Annotated in this window: 18 protein-coding genes; 7 read left to right on the forward strand and 11 right to left on the reverse strand. The window is 43.1% G+C overall.

Going from position 1 to position 21021, the window contains the following annotated elements:
• Positions 1-397 precede the first annotated feature (397 nt).
• Positions 398-1348, forward strand: coding sequence for a glutaminase A (glsA, locus tag V1L65_RS19075; protein WP_331700824.1), 951 nt, complete (start codon positions 398-400; stop codon positions 1346-1348).
• Positions 1349-1464: 116 nt separating this feature from the next.
• Here the strand turns inward: glsA and V1L65_RS19080 are convergent, their stop codons facing one another.
• The 7 genes from V1L65_RS19080 to V1L65_RS19110 all read right to left on the reverse strand — a co-directional run bounded on the left by V1L65_RS19080 (position 1465) and on the right by V1L65_RS19110 (position 8654).
• Positions 1465-2376 carry an ROK family protein gene (locus V1L65_RS19080; protein WP_331700825.1) on the reverse strand — a complete coding sequence of 304 codons (912 nt, stop codon included), beginning with the start codon at positions 2374-2376 and terminating at the stop codon, positions 1465-1467.
• 25 nt (positions 2377-2401) lie between these two features.
• Entirely contained in the window at positions 2402-3226 is an 825-nt protein-coding gene (locus tag V1L65_RS19085) for a MurR/RpiR family transcriptional regulator (protein ID WP_331700826.1), read from the reverse strand.
• Positions 3204-3914 (reverse strand): N-acetylmannosamine-6-phosphate 2-epimerase, encoded by a 711-nt coding sequence (locus tag V1L65_RS19090; protein ID WP_331700827.1) that lies wholly within the window; start codon positions 3912-3914, stop codon positions 3204-3206. The genes V1L65_RS19085 and V1L65_RS19090 overlap by 23 nt, the downstream gene beginning before the upstream one ends.
• 47 nt (positions 3915-3961) lie before the next feature.
• Positions 3962-5500, reverse strand: coding sequence for a DUF4127 family protein (locus V1L65_RS19095; RefSeq protein WP_331700828.1), 1539 nt, complete (start codon positions 5498-5500; stop codon positions 3962-3964).
• 31 nt (positions 5501-5531) lie between these two features.
• Positions 5532-6374 carry a carbohydrate ABC transporter permease gene (locus V1L65_RS19100; RefSeq protein ID WP_331700829.1) on the reverse strand — a complete coding sequence of 281 codons (843 nt, stop codon included), beginning with the start codon at positions 6372-6374 and terminating at the stop codon, positions 5532-5534.
• A complete protein-coding gene (locus V1L65_RS19105; RefSeq protein ID WP_331700830.1) occupies positions 6374-7258 on the reverse strand; it encodes a carbohydrate ABC transporter permease in 885 nt (294 codons plus the stop codon). Before V1L65_RS19105 ends, V1L65_RS19100 begins: the two co-directional genes overlap by 1 nt.
• A gap of 79 nt (positions 7259-7337) precedes the next feature.
• Complete coding sequence (locus V1L65_RS19110) at positions 7338-8654, reverse strand: ABC transporter substrate-binding protein (RefSeq protein WP_331700831.1); 1317 nt, start codon at positions 8652-8654, stop codon at positions 7338-7340.
• 345 nt (positions 8655-8999) lie between these two features.
• Here V1L65_RS19110 and V1L65_RS19115 point away from each other — a divergent pair, with 345 nt between their 5' ends.
• Positions 9000-9785: a Cof-type HAD-IIB family hydrolase gene (locus V1L65_RS19115; RefSeq protein WP_331700832.1), complete on the forward strand. Its 786-nt coding sequence runs from the start codon at positions 9000-9002 to the stop codon at positions 9783-9785.
• A gap of 158 nt (positions 9786-9943) precedes the next feature.
• Here the strand turns inward: V1L65_RS19115 and V1L65_RS19120 are convergent, their stop codons facing one another.
• Both V1L65_RS19120 and V1L65_RS19125 read right to left on the reverse strand, forming a co-directional pair.
• The gene (locus V1L65_RS19120; RefSeq protein WP_331700833.1) at positions 9944-11833 is read right to left on the reverse strand and encodes an ABC transporter ATP-binding protein; all 1890 of its coding nucleotides are present in this window, start codon (positions 11831-11833) and stop codon (positions 9944-9946) included.
• A complete protein-coding gene (locus tag V1L65_RS19125) occupies positions 11826-13673 on the reverse strand; it encodes an ABC transporter ATP-binding protein (protein WP_331700834.1) in 1848 nt (615 codons plus the stop codon). Before V1L65_RS19125 ends, V1L65_RS19120 begins: the two co-directional genes overlap by 8 nt.
• On the opposite strand from V1L65_RS19125, the gene V1L65_RS19130 reads away from it, so the two are divergent.
• The 4 genes from V1L65_RS19130 (at position 13642) to V1L65_RS19145 (ending at position 17963) form a co-directional block, all read left to right on the forward strand.
• Positions 13642-14532, forward strand: coding sequence for a hypothetical protein (locus V1L65_RS19130; protein WP_331700835.1), 891 nt, complete (start codon positions 13642-13644; stop codon positions 14530-14532). The genes V1L65_RS19125 and V1L65_RS19130 overlap by 32 nt on opposite strands.
• On the forward strand, positions 14529-15101 hold the full coding sequence (locus V1L65_RS19135; protein WP_331700836.1) for a hypothetical protein: 573 nt from the start codon (positions 14529-14531) through the stop codon (positions 15099-15101). The genes V1L65_RS19130 and V1L65_RS19135 overlap by 4 nt, the downstream gene beginning before the upstream one ends.
• Positions 15102-15489: 388 nt before the next feature.
• The gene (locus V1L65_RS19140) at positions 15490-16410 is read left to right on the forward strand and encodes a GGDEF domain-containing protein (protein ID WP_331700837.1); all 921 of its coding nucleotides are present in this window, start codon (positions 15490-15492) and stop codon (positions 16408-16410) included.
• Between the two features lie 104 nt (positions 16411-16514).
• Positions 16515-17963 carry a SpoVR family protein gene (locus V1L65_RS19145; protein WP_331700915.1) on the forward strand — a complete coding sequence of 483 codons (1449 nt, stop codon included), beginning with the start codon at positions 16515-16517 and terminating at the stop codon, positions 17961-17963.
• Between the two features lie 146 nt (positions 17964-18109).
• On the opposite strand, the gene V1L65_RS19150 is transcribed toward V1L65_RS19145, so the two are convergent.
• Together V1L65_RS19150 and V1L65_RS19155 are read right to left on the reverse strand one after the other, a co-directional pair.
• Positions 18110-19174, reverse strand: coding sequence for a Gfo/Idh/MocA family protein (locus V1L65_RS19150; protein WP_331700838.1), 1065 nt, complete (start codon positions 19172-19174; stop codon positions 18110-18112).
• Positions 19175-19251: 77 nt separating this feature from the next.
• Entirely contained in the window at positions 19252-20019 is a 768-nt protein-coding gene (locus V1L65_RS19155) for a sugar phosphate isomerase/epimerase family protein (protein WP_331700839.1), read from the reverse strand.
• Positions 20020-20181: 162 nt separating this feature from the next.
• Between V1L65_RS19155 and V1L65_RS19160 the strand changes: the two genes are divergently transcribed.
• A complete protein-coding gene (locus tag V1L65_RS19160) occupies positions 20182-20985 on the forward strand; it encodes an AraC family transcriptional regulator (RefSeq protein ID WP_331700840.1) in 804 nt (267 codons plus the stop codon).
• Positions 20986-21021: the final 36 nt, after the last annotated feature.

The following is a 21021-nucleotide window of genomic DNA, read 5'->3' on the forward strand; positions in this document are numbered from 1 at the left end:
AAACTCTCCAAAAAAGTTTGAAAGCTCATTTCGTTGCTAGCATCATTAGGAAAACGGGGTTTTCCTAATGATGTGTATTGCTTATCTATTCATCCGAGGACGAATAGGGCATTTCACTCGTTGTTCAGTTTTCAAAGAACAAATTCTTTTTTCATTCCCTAGGCTATTTCGTAACAGCCAGGAATTAGAATATATCATATTAAGTCGAATCTTGTCAACAATTATTTTTAATATTATTTTTAATTACGAATTTATTTGTGCTCCAAAACGTAATTTTTAATATTTATTTAAATTAGCTGACAAAATAAGACTATACACGAATATTTTCTGTTTGTAAACAACTTTTTTAAAAAAATATAAAAATCATTTGTTTTATGAAAGGCAGGCTGTGCTGTTTATGGAAAGCGATAACGAATGGGATATTTTAAAAACTGAATTGCCGCGATGGATTGACGCTGCTATACCCTTCACCCTGCAAGGCAAGGTCGCTTCATATATACCTGAGCTGAGCAAAGCTTCTCCCAATGCCCTTGGCATTGATATTGTAAATACTGAGGGAGAGCGTATAAGCGCAGGTGATGCGTCACAGCCGTTCACTCTTCAAAGTATTTCTAAAGTCTTCACATTACTGTTAGCTCTAATGGATCACGGAGAAAATAAAGTGTTTGAAAAAGTCGGCATGGAGCCGACCGGCGATAAATTTGATTCTATGCTCAAGCTTGAGCTTGAGCTTGTGCAGCCTGGCATTCCCTTTAATCCGCTTATTAATGCTGGCGCGATCGTCGTCTCTTCTATGGTTAAAGGAAGTACCCAGGAAGAAAAATCAGCACGGATTCTGCAATTTATCCGCACCTTAGCCGCGAATCCCGATTTGAACTATGACATGCCAGTCTACCGTTCTGAAGCAGAATCAGCCGATTTGAACAGGGCGATCGCATACATCCTAAAAGACTATCGTGTAATAACCGGTAATGTTGATGAAATATTGGATATATACTTTAGACAATGCTCCATTCTTGTCACCTGTACTGAGCTTGCACGCATGGCGCTTGTGCTTGCCTGCAACGGATTTGATCCTATTCTAAAAAAGCAGCTCGTCCCCAAACGTTATGTGCAAATCGCAAAAACGTTCATGATTACTTGCGGCATGTATGATGCTTCTGGCGAATTCGCCATTCAAGTCGGATTACCGGCAAAAAGCGGCGTTTCCGGCGGTGTCTTGTCTCTGCTCCCAAATCGCTATGGCATAGGTGTATTAGGGCCTTCATTAAATGCAAAGGGCAACAGCATCGCTGGTGTACATTTGCTTAAAATGATTTCAAAGGAACGAAATTGGAGTATATTTTAACTATTAACAATAGCTGTCAGCAATGTCATGCCGGATAAATAAACTTAGCATTATAAATTAAAAGAGATATCGTTCAACTGCCTACCTCATTAGGCAGCTGAACGATATCTCCAGCTTTAATTATTGCTGGCTATGCATTGCAATGCCAGCTTAGCTGCGCCAAAGCAGCCCGCATCATTGCTAAGCTTGGCAGGCAGAACGGAAAGCTCCGTACCGTTATTCCTCAGCTTGTCAATATGCTGCTCCAGCCTGTACCACCAATTCTCGCTCGAATCAATAACTCCTCCGCCTACAATAAAGGCATCCGGATCAATCCCGAGCTGCAGGTTGCCAAGAAAAATAGCAAGCTGCTCCACATAGCGGTCCATTACTTCATTAGCAGCAGAGTTGCCCTCATACACGTCCTGCATAAACTCAAGGCCGTCTTTGTAAGCTTTCCCTACACGCTCGGAAGCTATTCTTGTCAGGCTATTGCCAGATAAATACTGCTCGACACAGCCTATGCGCCCGCAATTGCAAGGCGTTCCGCCCGGAACCAGTACGACATGTCCCCATTCTCCGCCATTCCAATTTTTCCCGCGGACAAGCTTCCCGTCGATTAGATTCGCTCCTCCAACACCTGTTCCAAGAGTAATCATAATAATATTATCGAACCCTTGGCCAGCGCCAAGCCAAGCTTCGCCAAGCAAAGCAGTGTTCGCATCATTATCTACTACTACAGGCAGCTGATACTGCTTGCTTAATATATCTGCCAAGGGCGTTCCCTGCCAGCCGGGCAAATTGTCCGTGGCAAACACAACCTCGCCCGTATGGACATTAATTCTTCCGGCGGATCCGATACCGATAGCCTGAACAGCTTGAAACTCATTGCGGAGCTGTACAATAGCCTGATTGACTGTTTCCAGAATAGCTGTTTGGCCGCGGGAAGCATCCGTCGGGAGCTTGCAGCTTGCCAATAGTGAGCCGGATTCATCTGTAACAATCCCTTTAATCGATGTACCGCCTATATCTATTCCGATTACTTGCATTATATTCTCCTCTTTATACATGCAATCAATAGGTTTTATTAATGACCGCTCTTGCTGTCTTCTCTCTCATTTCATTAGAACGCGCGTGGTCTTTGCGCGCCAAGCCTTCGCATATAAGATCAATAAGAAACATTTGCGAAACTTTAGCGCCGATAGAGCCGCCTTCTAAAGGAGATTCTTTACCCGCTGTCAACAGAACAATATCAGCTACCGAAGTAATCGGCGATTTGGCATAGTTGGTCATAGCAATTACGGTCGCCCCGCTTTGCTTTGCTTTGGTAAGCACATCTATCGTATCCAGCGTGCTTCCGCTTAAGCTGATCCCGAACGCTACGTCGCCTTTCCTCATTTGTACGGCCAGCATGGCTTGAAAATGCGTATCTGTCATCGCTTCTGCGCGATGTCCGATGCGCAGCAAACGAGATTTTGCATCCAATGCTATGATACCCGATGAGCCCACGCCAAAAAATTGCACCTGATCTGCAGCATCAATCGCATCAATCGCCTGATCCAAAACAGCACGATTCAAAAGGCTCATGCTATTGTTCAATATATCAATCGTCTCATTAAGCACGATTTGGGTAAAGTCGTCTGTCGAAGGTTGATGCTCTTCATTTTTTCTTGTACTTTGATCCTGCGCCAAAGCCAGCTTGAAATCCTGGTAGCCTTTAAATCCAATTGTCCGGCAGAAACGCATAACTGTAGTCTCGCCTACACCGGCAAGCTCAGCAAATTCAGTAACAGATAGGAAAATAATGTCTTCCGTTCTCTCCAGCAAGCAATCTGCTACTTTTTTTTCTGATTTTGTAAATGATGGATAATAAGTGCTAACCCGTAATTTCATCTCCATCGAACCGAGTTCTCCTCCTATTTGCTATAGCGGTAAATTCTTGTGTAATCAATTGGGGTCTAGTAATTGCGCCTCCAACTACGACACAATGTGCGCCAGCCTCAAACATTTTGTCCACTTGACTTGGCATTTTAATTCTACCCTCAGCAATAACAGGGATGGAAAGTTCATGAACCGCTTTTTCTACCAAATCAAAATCTGGTCCTGACTGCTGCGGAGAATAAGGCGTATATCCCGACAAAGTCGTTGAGACGCAATCGACGCCAAGCTTTTCAGCATAAATTGCTTCCTCTAATGTAGACACATCGGCCATAATATACACATTATTATTCTTCATATAGCTTACCATACTTTCTAATGTACAGTCCTCAGGTCTTTTTCGATTTGTTGCATCAAAAGCAATCATATCCACTCCAGCAGCTAGCAGTTCATCTACTTCTTTGTAGGTAGGAGTAATGTAGACGTCCGACCCTTCATAATCTCGCTTTACGATCCCGATCACAGGAAGCGGAACTGCCTTTTTTATCGCTATAATGTCTTCCTTGGAGTTAGCTCTAATCGCAATAGCTCCACCTTGCTTTGCAGCAACCGCCATTCGAGCCATAATTTCAGAACCATGAAGCGGTTCATCCGGTAACGCTTGACAAGATACTACAATTCCATCTTTTAATCGATCAGTAAGTTTCATTATAACTTCCACCTTAATCAAATCTTTAATTATTATTACACCTACTGTTACCGATCCGGAATTTGGCTCTGAACACGTACAGATAACCCTACTTCAAACATTCGGTTCCAAGGCATATATACATCTTGAATATGAATGACATGCCGCTCATCGTTAATGTTCGTTATCACAAATTGTAATAATTCATCCTTAACAATAGACGAAATGCTGCCTCTCTCACCATCCACTCCAAAATAAGATAAACCTTTTTCTTTGACCGCACCTAACGCAACTGCTCTTCGTACTTTGCTGCAATAGCCTAAATCCTCTGTATAACGAAGGGCTAAAAAGTTTAGATGCTCTTGCGAGTTTCCATAAATATGATAAATCATCATTTGTGCTATAACGGTACCAAGCGTGTTCGAGCTTGTATTCCAGCCGGCATATCCAGCAATATCAAACAACATATTTTTTTGCTTTAACAATTTCAGAAGCTGCAAATCTCCGCCGTTGGCATACGCCACATCAGCAATAGCTACAGGCTTTGCAAATCTTTTCTGAATGAAGCTGCCATATTCGACTAGCTCTATCGTATTTCTCATAACCTGATAGCCGAGATCCGTTTGAAGCTGATCGTTTGCTTCAAGCATGCGGTCGCCCGGGGCATTTACAAGCAGTACACAATCCGCCTCTTGCGCTGATGAGGCGATTTGACCGCCGGCAGCCAATATTTGATATTTAATGCTTTCAAATAACGGTCTATCTTCATATAAAGGGATAATGGCTGCAGAATTAACTCCTGACAAACGCGGATACACGTATGGTGTAACATTGTTAAATTCATTCAGCATTCTAGCCATCAGCGTACAGCCCGCCTCATCAGCGCCTGGATACATCAAAGCTCTCAGTTCCATATTATGCTCGGCGATTTTATCTCGCACCTTTTGCTGATCTAGCGCCGTTAAGCCAAATGGTGCAGAATCGTCTTGCGGAATAATAAGAAAATCCACGATTCCTTCTTCCACATAGCCTAGCATTTTTTGGTTTGCTTGAATATTAATGCTCCGTCTGCCCAAATAATCTTGCATAAATGGCTCCGGCACCGCGCCTTCAAGTCTGGCCAGCTCTTCTAATTCCTGCTCAGTTGCTAAATTTAATTGCTTGCGATGTGACAAATAGCCTGTCAAAAATATTTCGCGGCCATAGTCCTCGTAGTAATCAGGCTCTTCATCGGAGCTTGAATAACGAGGGCATCGCATGATTAAATGAAAAGCAAATATTTTGAGCTTTGGATTGCTAGATTTCAGCAATCGCAATTTCTCAAGCGCAAGCGAGCATTCTTCAGCTGTTAACGAATGCAAGCGAGACGGGATAATGCCGCCGTAAAGCAGTGTGTCAATAGAAACGATTAGTCCGTCTGCATCCTTGCACTGTTCCTCCAGCCATTGCCCAATCGCTTCCACATTACCAGGCTTTTTTTTCTTGCCCATAATTGAAAGGTCAGGGCGTACAACTTCTGTCGAAGTGCCGCTTGCAAGCAAGTAAGGAAATTCGTAGTTGCAAGGTCGTTCGTCTAGTGGCAAATAAGCTATTTTCACTTTTCCCATCCTCACAATATCTGGTGCGTATTTATAGTAATCAGCCTTTTACAGCTCCAGATATTCCTTCCATATAATATTTTTGCGTGAACAAGAACACTATAATAATAGGAATAACTGATATAATTGTTCCTGCTGCAATCCAGCCAAAGTTGTAGGAGAATTGTCCATTCAAATACGTTAGCGCAGAAGCGATCGGATATTTACTCGGATCATTCAATACGACAATCGGCCACAAGAAGTTGTTCCAGTATGCCATCGTCTCGAGCAAGGTAATAACAGCAATACCCGGCTTCACAACCGGAAGCATCAATTGCCACCATACACGAAACTCAGATGCGCCATCGATTTTACCGGAATCGCGAATATCATCAGGAACACCCATAAACGTTTGACGCATAAGGAAAATGTTAAATACGGTTACGGCCGACGGCAAAACAACACCGACAAACGTATCGAGCACGCCGAATGTACGCAGCGTCAAATAATGAACAATCATTGCAGTCGATGATGGAATAATCATCGTTGACACTAGAAAAGCAAATACAGCATTTCTGCCCTTGAACTGCAGCTTGGCAAGCGGATATGCCGTAGAGCAGGCCAATAAAATATTAATGACTACGCCCATTATTGTGATAATCAGCGTATTCCCAATATATCTAGGGAAGTTCATATATTCCCAAACTTCTGTATAGTTCGTGAACTTAATAAATGTCGGGAAAATGACTGGCGGGAATGTAAAAACGTTTTTCCCGGGCATGAGCGATGCGCTGAGCATCCATAGGAACGGTCCCATCATAACGATTGCGAGCAAGATTAATAGAGCATAACCAACGCCGTAATTAACGAATTTAGTAAGTTGTTTTAATGTTTTATTATTCATTAGTACGGATTGACACCACCCTTTTGATTAAACTTGAACACAACAACGCTTAGCAGACCAACAACAACACTTACTATCAAGCCAAGAGCTGATGCATAACCAAAGTTGAATTGCTCGATCCCTTGCTGATAAATGTACAAGCTCGTTGTCAGTGTGGCATTTCCTGGGCCGCCTTTTGTTAAAACGAACATTTCGTCAAAAACCCGAATGGCTCCCATTAAGGAAATCAAGCTGCAGAAAAATACATAAGGTTTCAGCAATGGAATTGTAATTTTTCTTATAACTTGAAATTTGCTGGCGCCGTCGATTGTAGCAGCTTCATACATATCATTTGGAATAGCCTGAAGACCTGCCAAATATAGCATCATGTAGTAGCCTAAGCCTTTCCACATGGTAATAAACATAAGGACAAATAAAGCGGTGCTGCTGCTGGAAAGCCAGCCTACTCTTTGATCAATAATGCCTAGCTCCATGAGCACATAGTTAATAATTCCATTATTACTAAGCAGCCAATTCCAGATTAATGCTACTGCAACCATAGAGGTTACTACAGGTACGTAATAAGCTGTTCTGAAATATTTAATGCCTGGCAATTTGGTGTTTACTAAAATCGCCATCATAATAGACAAAATTTGAATAATTGGAACGATAATAATATACAAAACGGAATTTTTTAAAGCGGCAATAAAGCTTGGATCACTAAAAGCTCGTTTAAAATTGGTAAAACCAATAAACTTCGTTTCTCCCAAAACAGAGTAGTTGGTCAATGCCAAAGGTATACTGTACAGAATGGGCCAGACAACGAATATAGCAAGCACCAAAAGCCCCGGAGCCATAAAAGACCAAGCTGTTAACGAATCGTTATTTAGCCGTCTAGTACGCATAAACTTACGTCACCTCAATCGACATCTTTATTAGTAATACAAGGGGAGCTCGTACTCCCCTTGTATGGTCTCTGTCAAATTATTTGTCCAGCTTAAGAAGGTTGTTTACATCTTCAGCTGCTTTTTCCAATGTCGCTTTTGCATCAGCTTTGTTAAGAATGATTTGCTCAAGCGCAGCGTTAACTGTGCTGTTGATATCAGCTACGCGAGCAACTCCAAGCGTATACTCAGATGCATGCTCAAGGCCAGAAACGGTTGCAACTTTAGCTTCTGCTTCGATGGAGCCGTCAGATTCTGTAAAGAACTTATCCTTCAAAGATTCTTTAGTAGAAGCGATTGTGTTAGCTACTTTAGAAAACTCCAATTGATTAACAGCATTGGTCATGTATGCTGCAAAGTTTGCTGCTTCCTGCTGGTTCTTTGATGCAGAAGGTACTACAAGGTTCATTGTGCCAGAATAGTTTACGTTGCCTTTACCTGTAGGAAGAGCAACTACTTTAGTTTTATCCAGAACATCTTGAGCTGCAGTTTTCATGCGATTAATAAATGTAGGACCTGCAAGCACAAATGCTGTTTGCTCACTCGCATAGAATTGAACTTGAGCGTCAAACTTCGCAATTTCCTTCATAATTACGCCTTCTTCAACTAGCGTCTTGATTTCTTCAGCTGCTGCAATACCTTGCTCAGATGCAAATGCAGCTGCCGTACGGTCTTCAGTCAGAATTGGTACGCCTTCATTAGCAAGGTGAGATTTTGCAGTGAACTCAGTTGCATAACCTGCAACGCCAGTTTTTTCTTTAATTGTACGAGCCATTTCATGAAGCTCGTCTCTTGTAGCAGGCGCTTTATTTGGATCAAGACCAGCTTTTTCCAAAATTTCTTTGTTCATGAACAATACTTGAATTGAAGTATACCAAGGGAAAGCATATGCTTTGCCGTCAAGTACTGTTGAGTTGTAAATACCGTCAATATAGGAAGATGCCACATCGCTTGAAATGTATTGGCTAATATCAGCCAAAGCACCGACGTTCACCATTTGAAGAGCGATCTCTGTATTCAAGTTAACAACATCCGGAGCTTCGTTGCTTGCGCTGGAAGCTAGCAATTTTGTTTGAATAGCGTCCATTGGATAGTCTTGCCATTTAATTTTTACATTTGGATGCTCGTTTTCATAAGCTGCAATTACACCGTTGATGTAATCGTTAAATGTAGGCTGCAGAGAGATAGTCCAGAAGTTCAACGTTACTTCTTGCGGCTTGGATTCTCCGCCGTTGCCTGCATTATTGCTTGGAGTATTGCCGCCTTCTTGCTTGCCTGAGTTGTTACCGCATGCCGCAACCAAAACCATAGCACTGATTAGCAAAAGTGGTAAAAACCCTTTCAAAACCTTTTTCATTTTAAAACGCCCTTTCTTAATCGTGTTGTCTTTCAGCAAGAATGCTAGCATTCTATGTTGTAGAACGTTTTATTTCTGCTAGATTCTTGTTGATGTATTTAATATAGCACATCTTTCGACAACAAAAAAGCATATTTTTTTATTTTTTTCTTAAACAAGAAAATATTTTGCTTTTTTTCGGGGGAAATTGTCGTTTTTTCTGTTTCTTTCATATAGAATAGTTATTAATATAGTCATTTGCACTGGAATTTCGGTCATAGTCTGGGCAATTTTTTTATTAATTATGCGCAGCGTATTTCCAACTCCTGCTGTAATGAAATACATTTAATCAGAGGTGGCAAAAAATTGATTTACAAGCTAATTGCAATGGATATGGATGGCACTCTATTAACTGACGATAAGCAAATCTCACCTGCTAACTGGCATTGGATACAGGAAGCAGAAAAGCATGGCATCATGATTATGCTTACTACAGGCAGAGGCTTTCAAAATATTAAGCCCTATCTTGATGTGCTTCCATCTCACCCCCCGATCGTGGCGACTAACGGAGCTGAGGTTTGGAGCACGCCAACTACGATACTGCATAGGCATGTTATTCCATGGGAAACAATCGAGCAGCTTAGAGGAATTGCTCTTGAGCTAGAAGATATCTGGTACTGGGCTTATAACACAGAAGAGCTTGTTCGAAAAGATACATGGGATAAGATGGAAGGGCATGCGGATTCTATTTGGGTTAAATTTGGCTTCGCAACCAACAATCAAGAGCTGCTGTCGAAGCTGGATACTAAACTGAAGGATGTTAAAGGGATAGAGGTAACGAGTTCGAATGACACCAACCGCGAAATATCGCTGCAGGGCATTTCAAAAATAAGCGGCATTCAAGCAATTTGCAATTATAAAGGCATTTCATTAAAGGAAACGGTAGCAATAGGTGACGGAGAAAATGATATTACGATGCTGAAGGCATGCGGACTTGGCATAGCGATGGAAAACGCTGCTGATTACGTCAAGCTGCATGCTGATCTGCTTACGGCGTCCAATGAAAATGACGGCGTTGCCAAATTGATTCAGTTTGTAATTGAGCACAATAAAAAATACAATTCGCTTCTAAAAGAGAAAATTCATTCATGACGATACGCTTGGCTGCAGCAACTTGATACAGGAGCCAAATTCCCTTCCGGCAGCTAAGGGCATTATTACTGATTTTCCAGGCAAAGCCCGCCAACTCTTGCAAGACTAAGCGGCAGAAAATAAAAAAACAGTGAGGCGAATGAGCAGCCGCAGGCCGCTTACATCGCTTCACTATTTTTTTCTGCGCCATGGATTAGTCCATAGTAGTATCCTTTAGCCTTCAACAGCTGTTCATGGCTTCCCTGCTCTACAATTGTTCCGGCTTGAATGACAACGATGCGGTCGGCATGCTTTATCGTATTCAAGCGGTGTGCAATGACGAAGCAAGTTCTTCCCTTCATCAGCCTTTGCAGAGCTTCCTGTATTTTAATTTCGGTAAACGTATCAATATTGCTGGTAGCCTCATCCAGCACCAATATTTTGGGATCGGCCAATATAGCCCGCGCAATCGCCAATAGCTGCTTTTGTCCTTGGCTTATGCCGTCTCCGCCCAGCTTCAGCCGCGTATGATAGCCGCCAGGCAATCGGCGGATAAAGCTGTCTGCATTGGCAAGTCTAGCTGCCTGCACAACCTGCTCCTCACTTGCATCCATCCGTCCATAGACGATATTCTCATAAATCGTACCCTCGAATAAATAAGGATCCTGCATAACGTAGGCCATATGCGATCGCATGCTTTCTCTAGTTACAAGCCTGATATCAACGCCATCAATTTTAATGGCTCCTTTCGTTGGATTATAAAATCTGGCCAACAGATGAATCAACGTCGATTTGCCGGCGCCAGTCGGCCCAACGAGAGCTATCATCTCACCTTCAGCAGCATGAAACGATATATTGTGAATTAATGGATTATTTTCCTCGTAAGCGAAGCATACATTGTCAAATTCAACATGCCCTTTAATTTCTGACAAAGCCTTTGCGTCCGCTTCGTCGTCATTTTCTTCAGGTTCATCCAGCACCTCAAATACTCGTTCTGCTCCTGCAATAGCAGAAAGCAGCGTATTCCATTGATTTGCCAAATCATTAAGCGGCCGGGTAAACTGGCGAGAATATTCAGCAAACATAATAATAACTCCGACTGTAATGCCATGCCCGTTAATAACTAGAATAGCGCCAACTCCAGCAATAAGCGCAAAGCTTAAATTGTTCAAACCGTTCATCAGCTTCGGAATAAAGCCGGAAATTGCCTGTGCCCAAAACCCTGAAACACGGATTCGCTCATTGCGCTCCTTGAATTGATCGATAACATTTTGCTCCTGCGAGAACAATTTGACGATGCGCTGGCCTGACAAGGTTTCCTCTACATAACCATTAATATCGCCCAAGTTGCGCTGCTGCGTTTTAAACATGCGGCTTGTCCGATTCGTTATCCATTTCATGCCTAAAAATAATAGCGGAACAATAATAAAAGACAACAGCGTCAGCAATGGGCTGATCGAGATCATCACAACGGCTATGCCTATTAGCAGCAAGCCGCTTGAAAAAATTTGGACAACGGAGCTGTTTAGCGAGTTGCTCACATTTTCAATATCGTTAGTCATGCGGCTCATCAGCTCGCCATGCTGTCTTTTGCTGAAATAAGGTATGGAAAGCTTATGAAACTTGGAAAATAGCTCCTTTCTCATTTTAAAAACGGTTTGCTGAGAAATCGAGATCATCCAAATATTTTGGAACCATAAAACTACGGATTGTAAAATATACACCGCCGCAAGGCCAACCAGAAAAAGGACAAAGCCGCTGCTATGCTCCATAATATATCGGTCGATCGCTATTCCTATCAAATAAGGCCCCGCTATGGAGAGGACTGAGCTTAATAAAATCATGATCAGGACAGCAAATAATCTTACTTTATGTTCGATCAAATAGCTCCAAATCCGCTGCAGCGTTTGCTTGCTCTTCTCTGGGCGTTTACGCTTTGTACCTTTACTGGCCGCTGTTATTTTATCTGCATTTTGCTGGCTTGCGTTTTTAACTTCACCTGCTTCTGTCGTCTTGAACACGACTTCCGGCTTCGGATATTTGAAAGGGTCTGTTAAGTTTTTAAGCATGCTTCAGCTCCTCCCTGCTTTGCTGAGATTCACATATATGACGATAGAGCTTGGATTTCTCCAATAAAAGCTCATGCGTGCCTTGCTCCAGCAGCTTGCCGTCATCAAGCAGCAATATATGGTCTGCATTGCGATTAGTACTTATTTTTTGTGTTACAAGAAGTATCGTGCATTTTATTTGTTTCAACGCCGTTAGCAGCGCTCTTTCAGTATTGGCATCAAGGGCGCTCGTGCTGTCATCCAGCAATAGAATGGATGGCTTGCGTATAATGGCGCGCGCAATCGTCACCCTTTGCTTTTGGCCGCCCGATAAATTCACGCCCATTTGACCGATCCACGTATCATACTGTTTTGGAAGCTGCATGATCGTGTCATGGATTTGAGCAAGCTTGGCTGCTTCGATGACCTCATCCATGCTAGCCTCCTTCTTGCCCCAGCGAATATTGTCAGCTATCGTGCCGGAAAACAGGATAAGCTCCTGTGGAACAAACCCGATCCCGCTTCTTACATCATGCAGCTTCAATTGCTGGATATTGCGTCCATCGATTAATATGCTTCCTTCCTCGATTTCAAACAATCGCGGAAGCAGCTGCAGCAATGAGGTTTTGCCGGAGCCTGTAGCGCCCATAATGGCAATCGTCTCCCCCGGCCTCGCGTGAAAAGAAATTTCTGATAATGTTCTTTCATTCGTTTCCGGATATCGGAAGGACACCTGTTCAAACATAATTTCGCCTTGTGCATTTTTTTTGCTGCTATCTTTCAGTCCAGCTTGTGCCGTCTCCTCTTCAGCCTCCATCACCTCTTCAATTCTCAAGCCGGATGCCCTTGCTCTGGAAAAGTTCACAACAATCATAGACATGATCGATAGTATGCCAGTAGTCCGTATCGCATAATTTACTACAGCGACCACTTCTCCTGCCGATGCCTCACTGAGCTCAAGCTGCGCCCTGCCGAACCATAGAATAAGCAATACACTGATATTCATAACAAATAAAATGACTGGGAGAGCAAGCTCCGTTAATTTCATCGCTGATACTGTACGATCCTTCAACTCGCTTGTTGTGCTTGAAAAACGGCCTTCCTCATATTTTGAACGTAAAAAAAGCCTTACTAGGCGAATCCCCATTAAATTTTGCTGCAGAACGCTATTAACATGATCCACTTTTTGCTGCACCAAACGAAACAGTGCCTCCCCGCGCTTCATAACCCAAACTAAAAAAACAAAAAGAAAAGGAATAGCTGCAGCAAACCATATCGCAAGCTTGAAATTGATTATTAGCGAAAATACAACGCTTCCAAGAACAAAAAGCGGTGCTCTCAGCATAATTCTGAGACCCATAAACACAGTATTTTGCAGCTGTACAATATCGTTTGTAAGTCTTGTTATTAGAGATGCTTCAGCGAAGCGGTTAAAGCTGGAAAAGGTTAAAGCCTGCACCTTCTCATACAGCTTCTCACGCAAATCATAGCCAAAGCTTTGGCTAACATGCGCAGAATAAAACGAGCTCAAAATACCCGATCCAAATGAAACAGCAGTACACGCCAGTAAAACGCCGCCCCACAGCATCACGATTTGCAAATTCGAAGCCGCAATGCCTTCATCAATAATTTTGGCAATCATATAAGGCTGCAGCAGCTCGATCATCAGCTCGATAAACATTAGCCCGACTGCTACCAGAGCAGCTGCTCGATATTTTTTTAGAAAACGGAATATAATTCGCATTGCTTTACGTCCACGATCCTCTCTGTCTTTATTGAAAATATTGGCATAATCAGTTAAAGTAAGTTGCAAAGGTGGTGTACAGCGCTTGAAAATACAACCAATGATAATTGCTCTCATCCTTATTATAACTTCATCGGTTGGAATTGGTATATGGAATAATAAAATGCAGCTGCAGGAGCCTATATTTTTGAAGCAATATACCGACCATTCAGCCTATTGGCAGGAGGGTATTTCTATTCAATTTGTAGAAAATAGCGAGACCCGAAATCCTGTGCAATGGGTCGAAATTGAAGGGTTAGAGAACATAGCAAAGATGTCTGACATTCGAGTATTGGACACTTATCCTCAGCAGCTGCTCAAAGAAATCCAGCTTACGATAACGACATCGGATGAAGCTCGGCTCGAACAACTTGTCGGTCAATCCTTCCACAAGGGAAAGGCGCACTTCAAGGACGGCACCACGCAGCAGTTTGATTTGGGAAAGGTGCAATTAAGATCAGCCAAAGGAAACGACAACGATCCGCTGGAATCAATGAGTTCCGGCAGTTCATCCAATAACGAAGGCTTTATTATTTGGAGAGCCAAAGAAGCGATTACAGTTACTCATATTCACATTTCCGAGTCAGAGCTGCTGCAGGAGCATTTGCTTGTCAGCCTTGCGAACAACAAGGAAACAGCAGACGGCATTTACGGTTATCCTGCAGATGGAAATGTCAACGTTATCACTCAGACCGGCAAACCCTTTTATGAGCTGCCATTGCCTATTCAGGTAGAGAAAGATGAAGCCCTTCGATTGGAATATAAGTTTACAAATTTTCATCAGCCTGTGAACGTGCTGCAAAACATCGTTATTGAAGGCATTAACCATACTACCAATGAAAACTTCATTTACACTTCAGGCTTCATTCAATACTACGGCAACCGTAATTCCGACAATATCGCCAAATTGCTAAAAGAAACGAGGGCCCGCCAATGATGCCTGCAGCTTTTAAGACGATCGCATTCGGATTGCTGCTAGTGATCTTGAATTTTCATATTAACGGGATTGATATACTTCCTGACTGGATTGGTTATCTGCTTATTATAAGAGGCAGTTATGTACTGCGAGAGCAAACAGGCATTCATACGTTTAATTGGATTAAGATTTGCTCAGCAGGCATGCTGATTGTGTACCTGTTGCTAAGTTTTTCGGATCTTCCTGCCAGGCCGCAAATAGTCGATCTGAGCTTTGGATCCATTTTGCAAATGCTAAACAGCATACTGTCGCTCATTAATCTTTACCTCATATGCAGTGCCATTTATATCTATGCTTCCCAGAATCAAAGTCTGGATATTGCTAACAAAGCGAGGCAAAGAGGCTATGCTTATTTGATCGTCAACACTTTCACCATTATAGTTACTCCAATTCTAGGCATGTTCTCAGTCGCAGATGGCAGTTTTGCACTATTGCTTACAGCTATTATATTAGTTAACCTGATTATCGTATTTCTCATCGTTATACTTTTATTCCAGGTATCCAAGCTGCCGATGCAAACTGCCGAGTGAAAGTTGCTCACATGAATGGACATGGTCACACGTTCCGTTATTTGCCTTAAAACAGCCATTTTTCTTCATTTCGCGGTCACACATTCCGCTATACGGCTCCAAATGGGGCACTTTCTGCGATTTATGGATCAATAGCGGAACGTCTGTCACTTTGCCGCCTCAAAACTGCAATTTTGAGCGTAATAACGGAACGTCTGACCAGCTAAGATCGCCCTTTCCTGTATAAGGTGCTGGCGACCTTCTTCATTTTTGGCACGCTAATTGTCCCCATAGAAGTTCTCGGCAAGATGCTCCCATTAAAAGGGGGGCATCTTTTTTTATATTTCGCATACAACATTATTCAAAAGGGCAATGTAAATAAGTAGAAATAGTAAAGGAGGGATAAGCTATGCTGATGCTGCCACAGCAGCTTATGTCGCTGAAGGAAGCTGCTGCATTGCTTTTCACATTATTGAATCACGCAAAAAGCAGCGCATTATTCGTGTCCTTGCATTCGGCTTACGAGCATATTTTGCTGTATTCACAATCGGATCAATTAGCTTCGGCCTGTCCAGATGGCGAGCTGCCAGGACTATCACTTTCACTAGATTCAAAGCTGCATGCTTATCCATCTTCATATACCCTTTATTATACTGCCGCAGACTCTGCATCCGAAATACAAATGCTATTAAAAAAGCTGCAGCGCGATGCAATTGCGCTTACGATATGCCGTCTTCCTATTCATCAAAGCAGCGTTATTATAGGCTCCAGCTATGATGGAGCTGCTGAAAACCAGTCAGAGATCGATCAGAGGCAAAGCCTAAGCATCGCCGCCCAACTCATTTCCCATCTTGTTTTACTGGAGCATGCCAACATAACAGATGATTTAACTGAGCTTTACAACAAACGCTTTTTAACCTATTTGAAAGCAACGGCAACGAAACAGGAAGGCAGCATCATTTTTATCGACTTCAACAGCTTCAAGCAAATTAATGATACTTACGGTCATGCCGCTGGCGATGCCGTTCTAAAGGAATCAGCAGCACGGCTTAAAGCGCAGCTTAGAAAAACGGATCAGCTGATACGCTATGGCGGAGATGAGTTCATCATTTACATACAAGAAAAATTGCGTGAAAGCGATTTGGAGGCATTGACGGTTAAGCTTCAAGCCGCTTTAAGCGAGCCGATTCCATATGGTGAAAACATAACTATTGATGTAACTGCGAGCTTTGGGTTCAGCATTGGCGATAGTGTAACTGAGAGTATTGATCAGCTTATTAAACAAGCGGACAAAGATATGTATGAAGAAAAGCATAAAAAGGGAATGTAGCCGATTAAGCCACTGAAAAAGCTTGTTATGTATTTGAATAACCTCTCTGCATTACTCATATATATTTATGACGTGTTCCAATTCACTGCGAGAGAGGTGCAATGATGTTATTGAGTGAGCAAAAACAACTGGAACGGGCAATTGCTGAAATTACCGAGATAGCGCAAGGCTTTGGTCTTGACTTTTATACAATGCGATATGAAATATGTCCTGCAGATATTATTTATACATTCGGCGCCTATGGCATGCCGACACGCTTCAGTCATTGGAGCTTCGGAAAGTCATTTAATAAAATGAAAATGGAATACGATTTTGGCCTCAGCAAAATTTACGAGCTTGTGATTAACTCCGACCCCTGCTTCGCATTTTTGTTAGACGGAAATTCTCTTATTCAAAACAAACTCATTGTTGCCCACGTACTAGCCCATTCTGATTTTTTCAAAAATAATGCGCGCTTTAGCGTTACGAATCGCAATATGGTAGAGAGCATGTCTGCTACTGCAGACCGCATCCATCAATACGCTATGGAGCATGGCGCAGAGAAAGTGGAGCAATTTATCGATGCTATCCTTGCTATTCAGGAGCATGTTGATCCTACAGTTATTAAGCCCTATCAGCTCGATAAAAAACGGTACATTGAAATGATGAGCAGCGAGAGCAGACAAAAGCCTTCCATTACAGCTCGCAGCAGTTATGAAGATCTATGGCGACTGGACAAGGAGGAAGTGCAGCGCGAAGAGGAGCAGGCCCTTCGCAATGAGGAAAGCAAGAAGTTTCCGCCTAGACCCGAAAAGGATCTTGTCTGGTTTATTGAAGAATATTCCCCAGTTCTGGAGGAGTGGCAGCGAGATGTTTTAACGATGCTGCGGGATGAGATGCTCTATTTTTGGCCGCAGATTGAAACCAAGATTATGAATGAAGGCTGGGCTTCCTACTGGCATCAGCGCATCATTCGCGAGCTTGATTTGACCAGCGACGAAACAATTGAATTTGCCAAGCTCAACTCATCTGTAGTAGTGCCGTCAAGGCATAGTCTTAATCCTTACTATTTAGGCCTAAAAATATTTGAAGATATAGAGAAGCGATGGGACAATCCGACAAAAGAAGTGCAGGAGCGCTTTGGAAGAGTGCCGGGAAAGGGACGCGAAAAAATATTCGAGGTGCGGGAACTGGACTCCGACATTTCCTTCCTGCGCAATTATTTGACAAAGGATCTAGTACGTGAGCTTGATTTGTATATTTTCGAGAAAAAAGGTCCGGAGTGGAAGATTACTGATAAATCGTGGGAACATGTACGAGATCAGCTGGTCACCTCGCGCGTTAACGGCGGTTTTCCAAGCATGCTTGTGAAGGATGGCGACTATAATCGCAACGGTGAGCTTTATTTGATTCACCAATTTGAAGGCACGGAGCTGGACCTCAAGTATATTGAGCGTACTTTGCCATACGTCTATAAGCTGTGGGGAAAAAATGTGCATCTTGAAACTGTAGTGGAAGAGAAGCCTATCGTATTCAGCTGCGACGGAAAAAAGACGAACCGCAAGTTTTTATAGCGGTTGATCATTCTCTCGTGGTCACACTGTCCACACTCCGTCATGCGCATTACTAGCCAATCAAGTATCATCGCATTAGAATATTGTATAGACAGCAAAACAGCTCACTCAATCGCATGAGCTGTTTTTTTCTGCTCGTTTCAGAACTACAATACTACCTCTCTGCCCGTTTCAGCGGATTTATAAATTGCTGACAATATTTTGATCATGTCTACTCCATGCTCAGGCGTGAGGATCGGCTCTGCACGCTTCTGCACAACATCGACGAAATGCTTCAAATGCTCGCCATGCGCAGAAATATCTTTCGATTTGATTACAGGCTTCATATCAATTAGCTGGCCTGCTGTCTCTGAGAATATTTCCAGCTTGTCCTTCTTCAAGCTGAAGCCGGACTTCGTGCCGCGCAGCTCAATGAAGTTCATTTCCTCTCCGATATTGGATGCCCAGCTGAATTCAATCTGCAATGTAGCCCCATTCTCGAACCGAATAAAGCCAATTGCCAAATCCTCAACGTCAAATATGCCGTTTTCCTGCTTCTCACCGAAATTGCTATGAGCGGAATCAGCAACCTCATTATCCGCAAATTTGCAGTACGTCGCGCCGGTTACTGCAACCGGCTTCGGATTGCCCATCAGCCACATCGTCAAATCGATAAAATGAACGCCTAGGTCAATTAGCGGGCCGCCGCCGGACAACTCCTTGGTAGTAAACCAGCCGCCCTTGCCCGGAATGCCGCGGCGGCGAATCCATCCGCAGCGGCCTGTATACAGCTCGCCCATCTGGCCGTCAGCAATTAAAGCCTTCAAATATTGCGAGTTGGGCGTAAAACGGTTATTACGCATCGTCATTAACACTTTGCCGCTTTCCTTCGCGGCATCCGCCATCTTCTGTGCTTCCTCCGGACTGACAGCATCAGGCTTCTCGCAAAATACATGCAAACCTGCGTTCAAAGCTGCAATCGCTACCTTGGAATGATACAGGTTAGGCGTACAAATATCTACAGCGTCAAGCTGTTCCTTCTGAAGCATCTCATTATAATCAGTATATACTGCCGGAATATTGTGCTCGCTCGCCATATTCCCTGCGCGCTCTTTATTAATATCGCAGAGCGCTACAATTTCCACTTCCGGATGAGCCAGCAGCGGCTCCAAGTGTGCATGTCGAAATATGTTGCCCGTTCCTACTACGCCTAGCCTGATTTTATTAGTCATTTTACTTCCTCCCATATGCTAAATAAACGAATGTATATTTTACATGACCCCTGTAAAGGATAAAGAGTGAAATTCATTTAATTACTATCAATTGTTTGAATAGTCTGAATAAGATTCGTATAGCTAGTCTGTACACAATTCATAGGGCTTCCCTGGCAAGCATCCTGCTCTGCTACGTACCACTCAATGCCATGCTGCTCACCCCAACGGATGATCGGGTCGAAAGCAATGCTTCCAGTTCCTATTGGCGCAAACATTTGCTCCTCATCGTCAGTCATATCCTTCAGGTGAATAATCGGCATTCTATTCTCAAAAGGGGCAATATAACTTTCAATATCCCTTCCCGCCTTTTTGATCCAGTACACATCAAGCTCAGCGAATATCAAGTTGTCCGGCACTGGCTCTAACAAATAATTCAGTGCATCCGTCGCCTCAATCATCGTGTCAAATTCAAAAGCATGATTATGATAGCTGATTCTTAAATTACGATCGGCCACTGCCGCAGCTGCTTCGTTTAACTGTTGCCTAATCTTACGATAACCTTCCTCATTGCGCAAATCCGCCGGGAGACTAGGACAAATGATATCTCGGGTCCTAAACAGCAGCGCTTCCTCTGCTACCTGCTCCAGCTCATTAATAATTCGATCGTAGGACACATGCATGCCTGCTGTTTGCAGACCAAGCGAATAAATCAGCTCAGCAAGCTCCTTCGGCTCATACCCATGGTAACCTGCAAGCTGAACGCCGGCCCATCCCATTTCCTTAAGCGCTTTCAAGGTGCCCGGGAAATCCTTGCTGCATTCTTCGCGAAGCGTGTACAGCTGGACAGCTAATTTATGCTGCATTTCTTCATCTCCTATCGCCTTCCATAATATTGCTTTTGCTATTCAGTATACCTGCAAATGACTAATATGTCGTTTACCTCTCTTACGAAATTGTTTACTTATTTTACGATTTGCTATACACTCACAGCAAAGCCCAATTCCTTATAGCAGGAGGGACTGCATTTGCATATTGTTACTGCCAACTATATTAAGCATTTTCGTTCCTTTCATTCAAAGCGCAGTTTTTTTCCCAGCCATTATCTTTTAAGACTGCAGGCAGAAGGCACAAGCCAATCTCTAATCAACAATAAGCTGTACACGATAGTGCCAGGCGACTTGCTGCTCGTAAAGCCTAATGACTCCTATGAGCTCCATATACCGATTGATGAGCATTCGCAGGCGTATAGCGCAGATTACTATCTGACCGTTGATACAGCTCAAGCTGACTGGCTGGAAAGCTGGTGGAGCGGCTATGAGCAGCTGTCTCATGTCCATATTGGAGTGGATGAGTTTACAATCAATTATTGGAAGATGCTTATGTACGAAAAACGAAGAGTGAAGGATGCTGATCCCGAGTTGCTTACCTATTTGACCAGAAGCCTGCTGCTTCATATTAAACGGATCATTGCTAACCAAGAGTTCAGTATAGGAAATATAAGCGAACGTACTATAGCGAGTCGTATTAAAATGTACATTGAGCGCCATGCGACGGAGCCGTTGACACTAGAAGCGATATCCCGCTATGCCGGCCTTGGCGTCTCAAGGGCATCCCAGCTGTTCCGGGAAACCTACAGGCAATCGATATTTGATTATGTTATTGAGGTTCGGCTCTCGATCGCGCAGGAACGCATCCTGTTTTCAGATACAACCTTGCAGGAAGTGGCCTTTCAATGCGGCTTTGCGAATTATACGCACTTCAACCGCATTTTCCGTTCCCGCTTCGATATGTCGCCAAGCACGTACAAAAAATTGTACAGCCCAAGCTAGTTAAAGAATAGCTCTTCTTTAAAATAAAAAAGCAGG

Source organism: Paenibacillus sp. IITD108 (assembly GCF_036541265.1).
Lineage (GTDB): Bacteria > Bacillota > Bacilli > Paenibacillales > Paenibacillaceae > Pristimantibacillus.

Bases quoted from the DNA above. Each gene is read 5' to 3' on its own strand.
- glsA (WP_331700824.1), top strand. From the start codon at position 398: ATGGAAAGCGATAACGAATGGGATATTTTAAAAACTGAATTGCCGCGA.
- V1L65_RS19080 (WP_331700825.1), bottom strand. From the start codon at position 2,376: ATGCAAGTAATCGGAATAGATATAGGCGGTACATCGATTAAAGGGATT.
- V1L65_RS19085 (WP_331700826.1), bottom strand. From the start codon at position 3,226: ATGGAGATGAAATTACGGGTTAGCACTTATTATCCATCATTTACAAAA.
- V1L65_RS19090 (WP_331700827.1), bottom strand. From the start codon at position 3,914: ATGAAACTTACTGATCGATTAAAAGATGGAATTGTAGTATCTTGTCAA.
- V1L65_RS19095 (WP_331700828.1), bottom strand. From the start codon at position 5,500: ATGGGAAAAGTGAAAATAGCTTATTTGCCACTAGACGAACGACCTTGC.
- V1L65_RS19100 (WP_331700829.1), bottom strand. From the start codon at position 6,374: ATGAATAATAAAACATTAAAACAACTTACTAAATTCGTTAATTACGGC.
- V1L65_RS19105 (WP_331700830.1), bottom strand. From the start codon at position 7,258: ATGCGTACTAGACGGCTAAATAACGATTCGTTAACAGCTTGGTCTTTT.
- V1L65_RS19110 (WP_331700831.1), bottom strand. From the start codon at position 8,654: ATGAAAAAGGTTTTGAAAGGGTTTTTACCACTTTTGCTAATCAGTGCT.
- V1L65_RS19120 (WP_331700833.1), bottom strand. From the start codon at position 11,833: ATGCTTAAAAACTTAACAGACCCTTTCAAATATCCGAAGCCGGAAGTC.
- V1L65_RS19125 (WP_331700834.1), bottom strand. From the start codon at position 13,673: ATGAGAGCAATTATCATTGGTTGTATTTTCAAGCGCTGTACACCACCT.
- V1L65_RS19135 (WP_331700836.1), top strand. From the start codon at position 14,529: ATGATGCCTGCAGCTTTTAAGACGATCGCATTCGGATTGCTGCTAGTG.
- V1L65_RS19140 (WP_331700837.1), top strand. From the start codon at position 15,490: ATGCTGATGCTGCCACAGCAGCTTATGTCGCTGAAGGAAGCTGCTGCA.
- V1L65_RS19145 (WP_331700915.1), top strand. From the start codon at position 16,515: ATGTTATTGAGTGAGCAAAAACAACTGGAACGGGCAATTGCTGAAATT.
- V1L65_RS19150 (WP_331700838.1), bottom strand. From the start codon at position 19,174: ATGACTAATAAAATCAGGCTAGGCGTAGTAGGAACGGGCAACATATTT.
- V1L65_RS19155 (WP_331700839.1), bottom strand. From the start codon at position 20,019: ATGCAGCATAAATTAGCTGTCCAGCTGTACACGCTTCGCGAAGAATGC.